General features: G+C 68.1%; 13 protein-coding genes. 9 read left to right on the top strand and 4 right to left on the bottom strand.

The features are described 5' to 3' along the window. Positions 1–47 precede the first annotated feature (47 nt). Together GOPIP_RS25220 and GOPIP_RS29945 are read left to right on the top strand one after the other, a co-directional pair. Positions 48–575 (top strand): type IV toxin-antitoxin system AbiEi family antitoxin, encoded by a 528-nt coding sequence (locus GOPIP_RS25220; RefSeq protein WP_006372690.1) that lies wholly within the window; start codon positions 48–50, stop codon positions 573–575. Next, complete coding sequence (locus tag GOPIP_RS29945) at positions 547–750, top strand: endonuclease domain-containing protein (RefSeq protein WP_081482565.1); 204 nt, start codon at positions 547–549, stop codon at positions 748–750. The genes GOPIP_RS25220 and GOPIP_RS29945 overlap by 29 nt, the downstream gene beginning before the upstream one ends. Before the next feature lie 85 nt (positions 751–835). Here GOPIP_RS29945 and GOPIP_RS25210 read toward each other — a convergent pair whose 3' ends face one another. The 4 genes from GOPIP_RS25210 to gabT all read right to left on the bottom strand — a co-directional run bounded on the left by GOPIP_RS25210 (position 836) and on the right by gabT (position 6437). Beyond that, positions 836–1414: a YdcF family protein gene (locus GOPIP_RS25210; RefSeq protein WP_035728854.1), complete on the bottom strand. Its 579-nt coding sequence runs from the start codon at positions 1412–1414 to the stop codon at positions 836–838. Between the two features lie 72 nt (positions 1415–1486). Further along, entirely contained in the window at positions 1487–2956 is a 1470-nt protein-coding gene (locus GOPIP_RS25205; protein ID WP_035728838.1) for an NAD-dependent succinate-semialdehyde dehydrogenase, read from the bottom strand. Between the two features lie 49 nt (positions 2957–3005). Further along, positions 3006–4964: a primary-amine oxidase gene (locus tag GOPIP_RS25200; protein ID WP_006372687.1), complete on the bottom strand. Its 1959-nt coding sequence runs from the start codon at positions 4962–4964 to the stop codon at positions 3006–3008. Positions 4965–5033: 69 nt separating this feature from the next. Further along, positions 5034–6437: a 4-aminobutyrate--2-oxoglutarate transaminase gene (gabT, locus tag GOPIP_RS25195; RefSeq protein WP_006372686.1), complete on the bottom strand. Its 1404-nt coding sequence runs from the start codon at positions 6435–6437 to the stop codon at positions 5034–5036. A 183-nt stretch (positions 6438–6620) separates the two neighbouring features. On the opposite strand from gabT, the gene GOPIP_RS25190 reads away from it, so the two are divergent. The 7 genes from GOPIP_RS25190 to resB all read left to right on the top strand — a co-directional run bounded on the left by GOPIP_RS25190 (position 6621) and on the right by resB (position 14369). Next, the gene (locus GOPIP_RS25190) at positions 6621–8147 is read left to right on the top strand and encodes a PucR family transcriptional regulator (RefSeq protein ID WP_006372685.1); all 1527 of its coding nucleotides are present in this window, start codon (positions 6621–6623) and stop codon (positions 8145–8147) included. Next, the gene (locus GOPIP_RS25185; protein WP_006372684.1) at positions 8144–9040 is read left to right on the top strand and encodes an SGNH/GDSL hydrolase family protein; all 897 of its coding nucleotides are present in this window, start codon (positions 8144–8146) and stop codon (positions 9038–9040) included. Before GOPIP_RS25190 ends, GOPIP_RS25185 begins: the two co-directional genes overlap by 4 nt. A 69-nt stretch (positions 9041–9109) precedes the next feature. Next, complete coding sequence (gene hemL, locus GOPIP_RS25180) at positions 9110–10447, top strand: glutamate-1-semialdehyde 2,1-aminomutase (RefSeq protein ID WP_006372683.1); 1338 nt, start codon at positions 9110–9112, stop codon at positions 10445–10447. After that, positions 10447–11073 carry a histidine phosphatase family protein gene (locus tag GOPIP_RS25175; protein ID WP_006372682.1) on the top strand — a complete coding sequence of 209 codons (627 nt, stop codon included), beginning with the start codon at positions 10447–10449 and terminating at the stop codon, positions 11071–11073. Before hemL ends, GOPIP_RS25175 begins: the two co-directional genes overlap by 1 nt. A 127-nt stretch (positions 11074–11200) precedes the next feature. Further along, positions 11201–11878, top strand: coding sequence for a TlpA family protein disulfide reductase (locus GOPIP_RS25170; protein WP_006372681.1), 678 nt, complete (start codon positions 11201–11203; stop codon positions 11876–11878). Further along, complete coding sequence (locus GOPIP_RS25165) at positions 11875–12663, top strand: cytochrome c biogenesis CcdA family protein (protein WP_006372680.1); 789 nt, start codon at positions 11875–11877, stop codon at positions 12661–12663. The genes GOPIP_RS25170 and GOPIP_RS25165 overlap by 4 nt, the downstream gene beginning before the upstream one ends. Continuing rightward, positions 12660–14369 carry a cytochrome c biogenesis protein ResB gene (gene resB, locus GOPIP_RS25160; RefSeq protein ID WP_006372679.1) on the top strand — a complete coding sequence of 570 codons (1710 nt, stop codon included), beginning with the start codon at positions 12660–12662 and terminating at the stop codon, positions 14367–14369. Before GOPIP_RS25165 ends, resB begins: the two co-directional genes overlap by 4 nt. The last annotated feature ends 50 nt before the right edge of the window (positions 14370–14419 follow it).

Here is a 14419-nt window from a genome sequence, read left to right as displayed (position 1 = left end):
CGACACCCGAACTCGTTTTTCGACGCGACGCCCTCTCGGAACCGGGAATGTCGCCCGAACGATTCGCCGCGGAGTTCAGGCTCCTCCGCGGCGAAGCGCACATCGGGCGCGGCGAAATGCTCACTGCACGTCAGCGGGTGATCGCGATCGCGTCTGCGGCGCAGGGAGATCCCGTGGTCGGCGGTCAGGCCGCCATGGTCATGCACGGTTCCTGGTGGTTCGATTCGGATTTCCCGATATTACTCATCCGAGGCGCCAGCGCCTCCGGCCGCGCGGCGCGGGGCTCCGTCCCCCGTAGGGTGGATCTGCCGCCCGAACACATCGAGGTCATCGATGGCATCGCGGTCACCTCGCCGATCCGGACCGCCTTCGACGTCGGGAGGATTCAGCCGAGAATGCGCGCGATCGGCCATCTCGACGCGCTCGCCGCGGCCACCGCATACGACCTCGGTGAACTCGCCGACTACGTCGAGACTCAGAAGGGCGTCCGATACGTACGGCAGTTGAAAGGTCCTTGTTGCCCGCCACGACTGGGCCTACCCCGAGCTGAAGATCGGCATCGAGTACGACGGTGAGGAATACCATTCCAGTCCCGAACAACGAGCGAGCGATGCCGCACGCGACGCGGAGTCGGCGCGGCTCGGCTGGAAGGTCATCCGTGCGGACAAACATCGGATGAGAACCAATCCCATGGGCGTGGTGAACGAGATCGCCGAGGCCATCCGCACACGCGGCGGCTACTACTCGTGAGCGCCCGGTCGACGGGTTCGAGCGCCCGGTCGACGAAAACGAGCGCCCAGTGGACGAAAACAGGCGCCCGGTCGGCGAAAGACGATCATGCGTAGCTCGGCTGGAACTGCAGAGCGGCGTGCTGTTTGGCCGCGGCCGCCCGGAAATCGCCCATGGCCCTGGGCATGTGGAACGCGTTGGTGACGATGAGAGCCCCGGTGGCGCCCATGGCCTTGAGCATGGCGACGGTGTAGGTGGCGTTCTCCACGGTGTCGGTGGAGCGGCCCTCGTTGACCATCTGCCACATCGGCACACCGCGCCTCATCAGCCCGAGATTCATGAACTGCGCCTCCGACACCGGCAGCCACCAGGTATCGCCGCCGGAGACGATGACCCGATTGAACGGATGCGACCGGGCCAAGGCCGCGCCGGTGTCGAGGCGCTCATTCAGGATCGTCGGCGTCTGACCGAAGGTTCCCATCTTGGCGCCCAGGACGACGATGTAACGCGTCGGCGGACTCTGCCACAAGAACAGGCTGGTGGGGGAGAGCAGATCCGAGCTGCCCAGACCCGAGCTGCCCCAATCCGACGAACCGTTGTCCGCGCGGGCCGGCGACGACACCAGGCCGCCGACGGTCACCGCGAGAACCACTACCACGATTGATGCCACCACCCGAAGCCGCATGCGATGTAGCATAGCGCAGACTATTAGCTGTACTAATTGTCTCGTTGGCCTCGAATGGTCACTTCGCGCGGATCAGGTGAAGGCGATGTACTTGACCGTCAGGTACTCCTCGATGCCCTCCGAGCCGCCTTCGCGGCCGATACCGGACTCCTTGACGCCGCCGAACGGTGCGGCGACGTCGGAGATCACTCCGCGATTCACACCCACCATCCCGGAGTCCAGCGCCGTCGACACGCGCAGCGCCCGATCCAGGTCTCGGGTGAAGAAGTATGCGGCCAAACCGAATTCGGTGGAGTTGGCGGCCTTGATCGCCTCGTCCTCGGAGTCGAAGGAACTGATCACGGCCACCGGGCCGAAGATCTCGCCGCGGGTGACCGGTGCGTACGCGTCGACGTTGTCGATGACGGTGGCCGGGTAGAAGAAGCCCTTTCCGCCGGGGGCCTTGCCGCCCAGGCGAACCCGGCCGCCGTGCGCGACGGCGGTCTCCACGGCCTCGGCGACCTTGTCGCGCTGCGCCGCGCTGACCAGCGGACCGAGGGTCACGCCGTCGTCGTACCCCGGTCCGATCCGAACCGCCGACATCTTCTCGACGAGTTTCTCGGTGAACTCCTCGACCACACCGGACTGCACCAGAAAGCGATTGGCCGCGGTGCACGCTTCGCCGCCGTTGCGCATCTTGGCCAGGAAGGCGCCCTCGACGGCCTTGTCGACGTCGGCGTCATCGAATACGACGAACGGCGCGTTGCCGCCGAGTTCCATCGACGTGCGCTGCACCCGCTCGGCGGCCTGGCCGAGCAGGTTCTTGCCGACCGGGGTCGAGCCGGTGAAGCTGATCTTGCGAATCCGGTCGTCGCCGATGATCGCCGATGCCACCTCCCGCGCCCGCATCGTCGGGAGCACCGACAGCACGCCCGCGGGAAGTCCGGCCTCGGCGAAGATCTCGGCGAGCGCCAGCATCGTCAACGGCGTCTCGTGGGCCGGCTTGACCAGCATCACGTTGCCCGCGGCCAGCGCGGGACCGATCTTGCGCGTGCCCATGGCCAGCGGGAAATTCCACGGTGTGATCGCCAGGCACGGGCCGACCGGGGCGTGGGTCACGACGATCCGGCCGGTCCCCGCCGGAGACTGGGTGAACCTGCCGTCGATGCGTACCGCCTCCTCGGCGAACCACCGCAGGAACTCGTTGCCGTAGCGCGCCTCGGCCAGGCTGTCGGGCAGGGCGCGTCCGAGTTCGAGGGTCATCAGCATCGCGAGATCGTCGGTGCGGTCGGCGACGAGACCGAAAGCGCGACGCAGGATCTCACCGCGCTCGCGGGCCGGGGTCGCCGCCCAGTCATCGGCGACCGAGGTTGCGACGTCCAGGGCGCGACGCGCGTCCTCGACGGTGGCGTCGGCAACCTGGGTCAACGGTTGCTCCGTTGCCGGATCGTAGACGGTGAACGTACCCGCGTCCGACGCGTCGACCGACTCGCCGCCGATCCACAAACCGGTGGGTACGCCGTCGAGAACGGCCTGGGTGTCGATGATCTCGGTGGTGCTCATGAAAGGTCCTCTCGCTGCGATGCTCGGTGGTTCGGTGTTGTTCGCCGATTCAGTGGTGCTCGGCGTTCGATGCGTGACAGTGCGCCGACGGTGACGGTTCGACGTCGAGTGCCGGGTTGCGGTCGAAGAATCCGAAAGGCTTGAGCCAGAACGAGACCACGTCGGCAGGCATGACCGGCCAGTCCTCGGGACGGGTGATGTGGTGGATGCCGAACACATACCACAGGACGACGTCGGTGTTCTCGATCGACCGGTTGTTCTTGGTCCACTCCGCCAAACCCGTGTCGCGCTCGGACTGGTTGACGAATTCACCTGCAGGCCAACGCTCGTCGGCATTGTTCGGTGTCACCCAGAGGGTGTGGCCGATGACGGTGGCGCGCTGGAAGACCGGCGAGGCGGGGTCGAACATCGCCGGGAACGCGCCGGTCGGGGACAGCTTGTAGGCCGGATGGTGACCGAGCTCGGTGGTGCGGTTGGTGTTGACGATTTTCCAGCTCTTCTGCGTCGCGAAGTCCGGGTCCTGCATGCCCTCGCTCTCGGTGCGCAGTGCCGTATTGCGTTGCGTCAGCGACAGTCCGAGCGGATTTCCCGGACCCATCGGCTCGGCGACGGTCTCCGAGGCGAACACGGTGTTGTCGGGGCCATCGATGTCGAGGTCGAGCCGCGCGACGAGGAAGTGCTGGTGGAATGGTGCATACGTGCGATCGTCGATGACGGTGCCGTGCGGATTGCTGGTCACCCCGGGCGGCATCGGTGTGGTCACCATGATGCCGGTGGCGCGGACCTCGCACTCGATGTTGCCGTCCTGATAGAACCGCCAGTACACCAGGTATTCGTAATTGGCCACGGTCACATGGAAACTGACCGTGAGTCGCCGCATACGCCGGACCTCGGCCCCGGCATCGTGATCGACATGCTTCCAGAGGACGGCGTTGTCCTCCTCGTGGATGCAGATGGCGTTGGTGATGGTGTAGGGCTCACCGGCGCTGTTGTGCAGCACCGCATCGAGGTAACGGATCTCGCCGAGGCAGTCGCAGCCGAGTTCCAGCGAGGTCGTCATGAAGCCCAGACCCCACTCGCCGATGTCGAAAGCGGTACGGCGGTAATGGTCCTCGCAGTGGTCGCGGTAGGGCACCACCATCTCGGCGAACGACATGCGATGCGCCACCGACCGCTCGCGCCCGGCATCGTTGTAGGTCACCGAATGCAGGGTCATGCCCTCCCGGTAGTTGAAACCCACTCGCAGCGACCAGTTCTGCCACGTCAGCCGGTTGCCCTCGAGAGTGAACGACGGACCCTCGGGCTGGGTGATCTCCAGAGGCTTGAGTGGCGGGCGCTTGAAGGTGTCGCGGATGCGTTGCGGGATATGGCGCGGCACATACTCGCCCATCACCTGCGGACGCTCGAAGCCACCCGAGCCATCTGCCCCACTCCCGGCGGCCGTATCTTCTATGCGCAGCAACTCCATCGTGTTCACGTCGATCACACAGTGCAGCCCCGACACGGGATTCGCGTACGGATTGGCGCCCTCGGCGTTCTTCACCCAGGTGTCCGACCAGCCCAGACGCCGCCCCTTGAACTCCTCGGGGATCAGCGCGCCGCCGTAGGTCCAGGTGTCCATGAAGACCAGGTCGAGGTCGGTGATCCCGCGTCGCGCGAGAGCCGCCTGCACCTCCGGGTGTGCCCGCAACACCCGATCGCATTCCTCGAACTCGTCGACGGTGAAGTTCGCCTGCACGTCCGGGACCAGATCGAACGATTCGACGGTCTCATCGGTGAGGCGTACCACCGACTTGTAGGTCAGGTTCTCGGAACTGTTGAGACAGATGACGATCGCCCGTCGTGCGGGGACGGTGCCGTCGGCCTCGTACGCGGCGAGCTCGGCCTTACCCGGCTCGGCGAGTTCGATGGAGGCGTACCGCCATCCGTCGCCGACTCCCTGCTCGCGCGAGAGAACCGCGGAGACGGCCCGGAATTCGTCGGCGGAGAGTGGATCGAGCGGGTGCATACGGTGTCCTTTGTCTCGCAGCGGTTTTCGGAAGTGGACGGTTGGAGCGGGGTCGATCAGGCGCGGCGATCAGACGAGGGACTTGATGGCGTCGCTCAGTACGCCGAGGCCCTCACGGAGCAGGTCGTCGCCGATCACCAGCGGCGGCAGAAGCCGGATCACGTTGCCGTAGGTGCCGCAGGTCAGGACGATGACGCCCTGGGCGTGACATGCCGCGGCGACCGCCTTGGTGAGGGCCAGGTCTGCTTCCGGGCCGCCGGGAGCGGAGCGAGCGGGGCCCATGTTGCCGCCGCCGGGCCGTACTATTTCGATTGCCATCATGGCGCCCCGCCCGCGGATCTCGCCGATCACCGGCTTGCCCTGTGCGGCAAGTTCATCGGCCGTTTCGGAGAGGACGGAGGTGATGACCTCGCCGATGTGGCGGGCGCGCCCGGCCAGATCGAGGGTCTCCATCTGTTCGATCGCGGCGAGAGCCGCGGCGCACGCGACCGGGTTTCCGCCGTAGGTGCCGCCGAGTCCGCTGGCGTGTACGGCGTCGAGCAGTTCGGCGCGGCCGGTCACCGCCGAGAGCGGCATGCCGCCGGCGATGCCCTTGGCCATGGTGATCAGATCGGGGACGACGCCCTCCTCCTCACACGCGAACCACGTTCCGGTGCGGGCGAATCCGGCCTGCACCTCGTCGGCGATGAAGACGACGCCGTTCTCGCGGCACCACTGCGCCAGGGTGGTCAGGAATCCCGGTGCGGGGACGATGAATCCGCCCTCGCCCTGGATGGGTTCGATGATGATGGCGGCGAGCGAGTCGGCGCCGATCTGTGTCGTCATCGCCGAGATCGCATGTTCGGCTGCGGCTTTGCCGTCCACGCCGAACTGGTCCCGGAACGGGTAGCTCATCGGCATCCGGTACACCTCGGGGGTGAACGGACCGAAGTGCGCCTTGTACGGCATGCTCTTCGCGGTCAACGCCATCGTCAGATTGGTGCGGCCGTGATAGGCGTGGTCGAAAGCGACCACCGCGTCCCGCCCGGTCGCCAGCCGCGCGATCTTCACCGCATTCTCGACGGCCTCGGCGCCCGAGTTGAACAGGGCGGTGCGCTTGTCGTGATCACCGGGGGTGAGCGCGTTGAGCTTCTCGGCCACCGCGACGTAGCTGTCGTAGGGCGCCACCATGAAGCAGGTGTGGATGAGATGGGCGGCCTGGTCACCGACGGCCGCGGCCACCGCGGGGTTGGCCGATCCGACCGAGGTCACCGCGATACCCGAGCCGAGGTCGATCAGCGAGTTCCCGTCGACGTCGACGAGGACGCCGCCGTCACCGTCGGCGGCGTAGGACGGCAGGATCGAACTGACCCCGGCGGCCACCGCGGCGGATCGGCGAGCACCCAGCTCGATCGACCGTGGGCCCGGCAGGTCGGTCACCAGCCGTCGCTCCTGGGGCAGGCGGTAGACGATTTCGGTGGCGGAAGCGGTCATCGGGTGTCACCTCGTGCTCGATGTGTGGGGGCCTGTTGTTGTGTGGGGCCTGGAGTGCGCGGCCGCACTGGGCGCTGCTGGTCATCAGTGTTCGCCCAGTGACCCGGTTCACGCGCCTGACAATGTGTACACCGATTTCTCGGTGACACTCCACGATGTCCAGTCCGGGCGTACGGTGAACGGGTGTCGACGTCCGTTCGCTGGCTGATCGCCCAACGCAGCCTCGAATTGGTGCTGCATGCCGGCGGTGCGGGCCTCGAACGCCCCATCGACAGCGCGGTCAGTTCCGAGCTGCTCACCGCCGCCGAGTGGATGGTGGGCGGCGAGGTGCTGCTCACCACCGGACTCCGACTCACCGACGACCTCGCCGAGCAGCAACGCTACGTCCGCTCCCTCGATGAGGTCGGGGTCGCCGCCCTCGGTTTCGGGGTGGGCCTGGGCTTCGACGCCATACCGCAGGCGATGATCAGTGCCGCCGACGAGGCGGGCCTTCCGTTGTTCGAGGTTCCGCTGCACATCCCGTTCTCGGCGATCACCCGCGCCCTGCTCGACCAGATCGCCGCCGGCCGCTCGGCCCGCCTGGTGTCGGCGACCCGCGCGCAACCCCGCATGACACGTGCCGCGGTGGCCCGTGGTCCGGCCGCGGTGGTCGGCGAACTCGCCGACGCGATCGAACGTCGCGTGCTGCTCCTCGACGCCAACCATGCCGAGGTGGCGTCCTCGCCCGCTCCGCCCGACCCCGATGATCTCGCCCGGGTCCGCGCCCTCGTCGCCCGCGATCCCGCGTCGGCGGGCGCGGTGTTCGTCGCCGACGACGTCACCTTCATGGTCACCCGGATCGGCTCGGCCACAAGGACATTCGGATTCCTCGGCGTTGTCGGAGCACCTCTCGACGAGGTCAACCGGATGCTCGTCGGCCACGCCACCTCGCTGCTGGCCATCGAATACGCCAAACCGCAGGAGGTGCGTCGGGAGATGGCCCTGCTGCAAACCGACGTGCTCGGATCGGCACTCGACGGAGTAGTCGGGCCCACCGCGCTGCGGGTGTTGCGGCGCGCCGCCAGCCCCGACGACGCGGTGCGGGCGGTGGTGTTCACCTTCGCCGGCGACGCCGATGCCGAGCGGGGGCAGGCACGCCTGACCGACGAACTCGAACGCCGGTGGCGCCCGGTGTTCGTGCACCGGGCCGGAACCGAGGTGGCGACCCTGCTACGCGGCGACGACCCCGTCGACGTGGCGATCGGCCTGCTGAGCGTGCTCGCGACCGCTGCGACGGTGCGCGGCGGGATCGGCCCGCCGGTCCGCCTGGCCGACGCGGCGGAGACGCCCGACGCCGCGGCCGTCGCCACATCGGTGACGCAGGCCCGCCTGGCCTGTCGCTCGGCCGCGGTGGGGCAACTCGTCGACCTCGACGACGCACAGTCGCTGCTGGCGGTCGACCCGGTGCGACAAGCGTTGGCCGACAACCACGATCGGCGTCTCGCGCCGATCCTCGACCACGATCGCCTCCAGGGCACCGCGCTGCACCGGAGTCTGCTGGCGTATCTGGAGGCCAATGGCAACTGGGGGAGTGCGGCCACCGCACTCGGCGTGCACCGGCACACCCTGCGCAGCCGGATCGAGAGGGTCGAGGACATGCTCGCCATCGACCTCGCCGATGCCCGCACCCGCGCCGAACTGCTGCTGATGATGCTCGGGGCCGACGCATGAGGCGCGGGGCGCTCGCCACGATGCTGGCGGCGCTGCTGATCCTCGTGGTCGGCTGCGGCGCCGACGACGGATCTCCCGCGCCGTCGTCGTCGGCCCCGAGTTCGACCGGCACCGCTCCGGCCGCGACCGCATATGTCAATCTCGGCGACAGTTACGCCGCGGGCGCCGGAGTCCTTCCGGTGCAATCGGATTCGCCGTTCCTGTGTCAGCGGTCGGCGATCAACTTCGCCCACCTCGTCGCCGCGCAACGTCGGCTGCCGCTCACCGACGTGAGTTGCTCGGGCGCCGACACCGCCGACCTCACCACCAGCCAATACTTCGGCATACCACCACAACTCGACGCGCTCGGACCACAGACACGGCTGGTGACGCTGATGCTCGGCGGCAACGACGAGAACACCTTCGGCGGGGCGATCAGCAAATGCGGCGACGCGATCGCCGACAGCCCCGGAGTCCCCACCGGTTCGCCGTGCCGGGATCGTTACGGCTCGGAGTTGACCGCACCCATCGACGCCGAGATCTATCCGGCCCTCGTCGACGGCCTCACCCGGATTCGCGCCCACGCCCCGAATGCCCGCGTCGTCATCGTGGGCTATCCGTGGATTCTGCCCGCCACGCAGGGCTGCTACCCGGCGATGCGCGTCGCGCCCGGTGACGTGCCGTATCTGCGTGGACTGCAGGCCGACCTCAACGACGCCGTGCGCCGCGCCGCCGAGAAGACCGGCGTCACCTTCGTCGACATGTCGCAGGTGTCGCAGGGCCACGACGCGTGCGCGGGTGCGGCGCGCTGGATCGAACCGCAGCAGGGCACCACGGCGCGGATCACGGTGCATCCCAACGCCCGCGGCCACGAGGCCATCGCGGCGCAGATCGAGGCTGCGCTGGGGCGGTGAGCACGCCCCGGCAGTGCCCTGACCAGGCCGAATTTCTCTCACTCGGTGCCATTTGGAACACTGGAGGCCGTGAGCAGATCCGCCGACGTCGCCGTGAAGTCCAGTGAGCTGTTCGAACGGGCGCAACATGCGATCCCCGGTGGGGTCAACTCACCGGTGCGTGCGTTCTCCGCCGTCGGCGGCGATCCCCGGTTCATCGCCTCGGCCACCGGCTGCACTCTGACCGACGTCGACGGCAACGACTACGTCGACCTGGTGTCGTCGTGGGGGCCGATGATCCTCGGTCATGCCCATCCCGCCGTCGTCGAGGCCGTGCAGCGTGCCGCCGCGGGTGGACTGTCGTTCGGCGCGCCCACCGAATCCGAGGTCGAGCTGGCCGAGGAGATCATCGACCGCGTCGACCCGGTGCAGCGGGTGCGGTTGGTCAACTCCGGCACCGAGGCGACCATGTCGGCGATCCGGCTGGCCCGCGGCTTCACCGGCCGCCCCAAGATCATCAAGTTCTCCGGCTGCTACCACGGCCACGTCGACGCACTGCTCGCCGACGCCGGCTCTGGTGTGGCCACCCTCGGCCTGCCGACCAGCCCCGGTGTCACCGGCGCCGCCGCCCACGACACCCTCGTGTTGCCCTACAACGACCTCGATGCCGTCGCGAAGGCCTTCGAGGAATTCGGTGACGACATCGCCGCGGTGATCACCGAGGCCGCCGCGGGCAACATGGGTGCGATCGCGCCCATCGACGGTTTCAATGCCGGTCTGCGTGACCTCACCCGCCGGCACGGCGCCCTGCTGATCATCGACGAGGTGATGACCGGATTCCGGGTCAGCCCGGCCGGCTGGTTCGGGCTCGAGGGTGTCGGCGCCGACCTCTACACCTTCGGCAAGGTGATGAGCGGCGGCCTGCCCGCCGCGGCCTTCGGCGGTCGCGCCGACGTCATGGAGCGCCTCGCGCCGACCGGTCCCGTCTATCAGGCGGGCACGTTGTCGGGTAATCCGGTGGCCGTCGCCGCCGGCCTGGCGACGCTGCGGACCGCCGACGCGGCGGTCTACTCGGCCCTCGACGCCAACGCCGACCGCCTCGCCGGCCTGCTCACCGACGCCCTGCACACCGCCGGGGTGGCACACCGCGTGCAGAAGGCCGGCAACCTGCTCAGTGTGTTCTTCACCACAGACGGCGCCGCCGACACCCGCATCGTCGACTACGCGGGCGTGAAGGCAACCCAGACCTGGCGTTTCGCGCCGTTCTTCCACGCGCTACTGGACGCCGGTGTGTACCCGCCGCCCAGCGCGTTCGAGGCCTGGTTTGTCTCGGCGGCGCTCGACGAGGATGCTTTCACTCGAATTGCCGACGCGTTGCCGGCCGCTGCGCGGGCCGCGGCAACCGCGCCCACTCCCGGGGAGAGCTGATGCACACGATCGTTCACATGATGCGCCATGGTGAGGTGCACAATCCCGACGCCATCCTCTACGGACGGCTGCCCGGCTTCCATCTCTCCGACACCGGTCGCGCTCAGGCCCGCAAGGTCGCCGACGCGCTGGCCGACCACGACATCACCGCCGTGTTCGCCTCCCCGCTGCAGCGCGCACAGGAGACCGCCGGACCGATTGCCGCCGCGCACGACCTGCCGATCCTCACCAACGACGAGCTCATCGAGGCCGACAACATCTTCGAGGGACTCAAGGTCTCGGTCGGCGACGGCGCGCTGCGCAAGCCGCGGCACTGGCCCAAGCTGCGCGACCCGTTCACCCCGTCCTGGGGCGAGCCGTACATCCAGCTCGCGCACCGGATGCTGGCCGCGGCCAACAAGGCCCGCGACGCCGCCCGCGGCCACGAGGCCGTCTGCGTGAGTCATCAGCTGCCGGTGTACACGTTGCGCCGCTTCCTCGAGGGCCAGCGGCTCTGGCACGACCCGCGTCGTCGCCAGTGCTCGCTCGCGTCGTTGACCAGCCTCATCTACGACGACGACGCCCTCGTCGACATCATCTATTCCGAGCCGGCCGGTGCGTCGGATCCACTCGTGACCGGGGCTTGAGCAGGAGAGTGTTGAACGCGTGAGGGTGCGAGATCGTGGTGGTCGTGACGTGTGTCCGACGCCGTCGGAACGAGGCCACCGGCACCCCTCGCGACCCCGCGTCCGACTTGTCGTAAACGCACGAGTGATGAGAATCATTGCCGCACTGCTGGTCTCGCTCGCGCTCGGCGTGGCGTTGACCGCGTGCGGTACCGGTGACGACGCGGTCTCGCAGGGCGACACCTTCCAGTTCGTCTCGCCCGGTGGGCAGACCGTCATCACCTACGACCAGGCCGACCGCAAACACATCGCCGATGTCTCCGGCGAGAACCTGACGACCGGAAAACCGTTGTCGCTCAGTGATCCCGAGTTCGCCGACAAAGCCGTCGTGATCAATGTGTGGGGCTCGTGGTGCGGCCCGTGCCGCGGTGAGGCCGCCGCCCTCGAGCAGGTCTACGAGCAATACCAGGGCCAGGGCGTCAACTTCCTCGGCATCAATCTGCGTGACAATCGGCAATCGGCACAGGATTTCGTGGACGACCGCCACGTCGGGTATCCGTCGATCTACGACTTCGCCGGGGCCTCGCTGGCCGCGCTGACCACCCCGACGTCGGTGGTGCCGACGACGATCGTGCTCGACCGGCAGCATCGTCCGGCCGCGGTGTTCCTGCGCGCGGTCAGCGCCGACGAACTCGGCGCGATGGTCGGCAAGGTGATCGCCGAGGACCCGGCACCCGGTGGTTCCGCGGCGTCAAGCACTTCCACGGCGCCCGCGTCGTCCACCCCTGCGTCTGCCGCTCCGTCGTCTGCCGAGGTGCCCCAGTGAGCGGTATCGGACAGACCTTCGCCGACACGGTGTCCTCCGGGCCGCTGCTGCTCGGGGTGGCCGCGGCGGCGGTCGCCGGGATGGTGTCGTTCGCCTCACCGTGTGTGGTGCCGCTGGTCCCGGGTTATCTGTCGTATCTCGCCGGACTCGTCGGTGCCGAGGCCCCCGCGGTCACCGTCGGCGAACCCGCCAAACGCGGTCGCTCTCGCGTGGCGATGGCCGCCCTGCTGTTCGTCCTCGGGTTCACCGTCGTCTTCGTCGCCGCCACCGCGACGGTGATCGGTTTCACCAGCACCGTCATCGTCAATCACGAACTGCTGCAACGCATCGGCGGGGTGGTCACCATCGTGATGGGGTTGGTCTTCATCGGCCTGATCCCGATGATGCAGCACGAGGTGCGACTGGCCCCGCGGATGGTGTCCAACATCGTCGGTGCCCCGTTGCTCGGTGCGGTCTTCGCGCTCGGCTGGACGCCGTGTCTCGGGCCGACGCTGGCCGCGGTCATCGCCACCGCGTCGGGCACCGAGGGGGCGACCGCCGCCAAGGGCGTCACCCTGATCATCGCGTACTGCCTGGGACTGGGTATCCCGTTCGTGGTGCTCGCGTTCTCCTCGGCGTGGGCGTTGCGCAGCCTCGCCTGGCTGCGCAATCATGCACGCGCCATCCAGGTCTTCGGAGGTGTCATGTTGATCCTCGTCGGTATTGCGCTGGTCACCGGACTGTGGGATCAGTTCATCGTCTGGGTGCGCGACGCCTTCATCACCGATCAGGTGTTGCCGGTATGACCCGCGCCGACACCGCGCTCGCCGACCGCCCGGCCCAGCCCACCCCGCCCCGCCGCCCGCATTGGGTGCTGCGTCGGGTGCTGTGGCCGCTGCGCAACCTGTGGCGGTCGCTGACCTCGATGCGCACCGCGCTGGTGCTGCTGTTCCTGCTCGCGCTCGCCGCGATCCCCGGCGCTCTGCTCCCACAGCGCGAGCTCAACGAGCAGAAGACGCTCAAGTACATCTCCGACCACGGCACCCTGGGCACGTGGATGGACAAGCTGCAGCTGTTCGACGTGTTCTCCAGCGCCTGGTTCACCGCGATCTATGTGCTGCTGTTCGTCTCGCTGGTGGGATGCCTGACCCCGCGGCTGATCGAGCACGCCAAGAGTCTGCGCGCCAAACCGGTTGCCGCGCCCCGCAATCTGAGTCGCCTGCCGCGCCACCTCACCACCACCGTCGACGGTGATCCCGAGGAGATCGCCGAGCGGGTCTCGACGAACCTGCGGGGTTGGCGACGCAACATCGTCGTCCGTAACGACGCAGCAACAGGCGACGACGCGGCAACAGGCAAGGTCGTCGAGGTCTCCGCGGAGAAGGGGTATCTGCGCGAATTCGGCAACCTGGTCTTCCATTTCGCCCTACTCGCCCTGTTGGTGTCGATCGCGCTCGGCAAGCTCTACGGCTACGAGGGCACCCGAAGTCTCGTCGCCGACGGCGAGGGACTGTGCAACACCTCGACCGCGGTGTACGACTCGTTCCGGGCCGGCGCGATGGTCGACGGCACCGACCTCAATCACTTCTGTTTCAAGGTCGACGCGTTCTCGGCGACCTTCCTGCCCAACGGTCAGCCCGACATGTACGACGCGACGATGTCCTACACCAAGGGCGCCGGCACCTCCGCCGGTGACTGGCATCAGACGTCGGTGAAGGTCAACGACCCGCTGCGGGTCGCCGGCGACCGCGTCTACGTCCTCGGCAACGGATTCGCCCCGACGTTCACCGTCACCTTCCCCAACGGGGAGAAGCGCACCCAGACCGCCCTGTTCATCCCCGACGAGTTGCAGACGATGCTCTCCTCCGGCGCGGTGCGGTTCGACACCCCGGCGGGCCTCTACCCCGACGAGGACGTGCGCCGCAAGAACCAGATCGCCATCGAGGGACTGTTCGCCCCGACCGCGGATTACCAAGGGACCCTGCTGAGTTCGTCGTCGCCCGTGCCGCACGACCCGCAGGTCGCAATCCGCATCTACAAGGGCGACACCGGACTCGACACCGGTCTCCCGCAGAACGCCTATTCGCTCGATCAGAGCCTCATCAACCAGGGCAGGCTGCAACGACAGGCCCAGGTGAACCTCGCCAAGGGCGCCAGCACGACCCTGGCCGACGGCACCGTCGTCAGCTTCGACGGCTACCAGCGGTGGGTGTCGGTGCAGGTCTCGCACGACCCGGCCCAGGACTGGGTGCTGGTGTCGGCGGTGGCGATGCTGATCGGTCTGCTGGTGTCGCTGCTGGTGCGCCGACGCCGGATCTGGGTGCGGCTGGTGCCGGCCGATCCGGACCGGACGGGCATCGCCGACGGCAAACGACGTACGGTAGTAGAAATCGGCGGCCTCGCCCGGACCGATCAGGCCGGTTGGGGCGAGGGTTTCGAGGAGCAGGCGGCCGGGTTGGTGGAGCCCGGCGGTGGCTCGGCGAAACGCATGTCGAGATGGCGCAAACTCTGAGACGGGCGCACCCACGGCGGCCGCACGTTCTTCCGCAGGACTGATGAGGT

Source organism: Gordonia polyisoprenivorans NBRC 16320 = JCM 10675, from assembly GCF_000241325.1.
Taxonomy (GTDB): domain Bacteria; phylum Actinomycetota; class Actinomycetes; order Mycobacteriales; family Mycobacteriaceae; genus Gordonia; species Gordonia polyisoprenivorans.
This window is presented reverse-complemented; position numbering and strand designations above follow the sequence as displayed.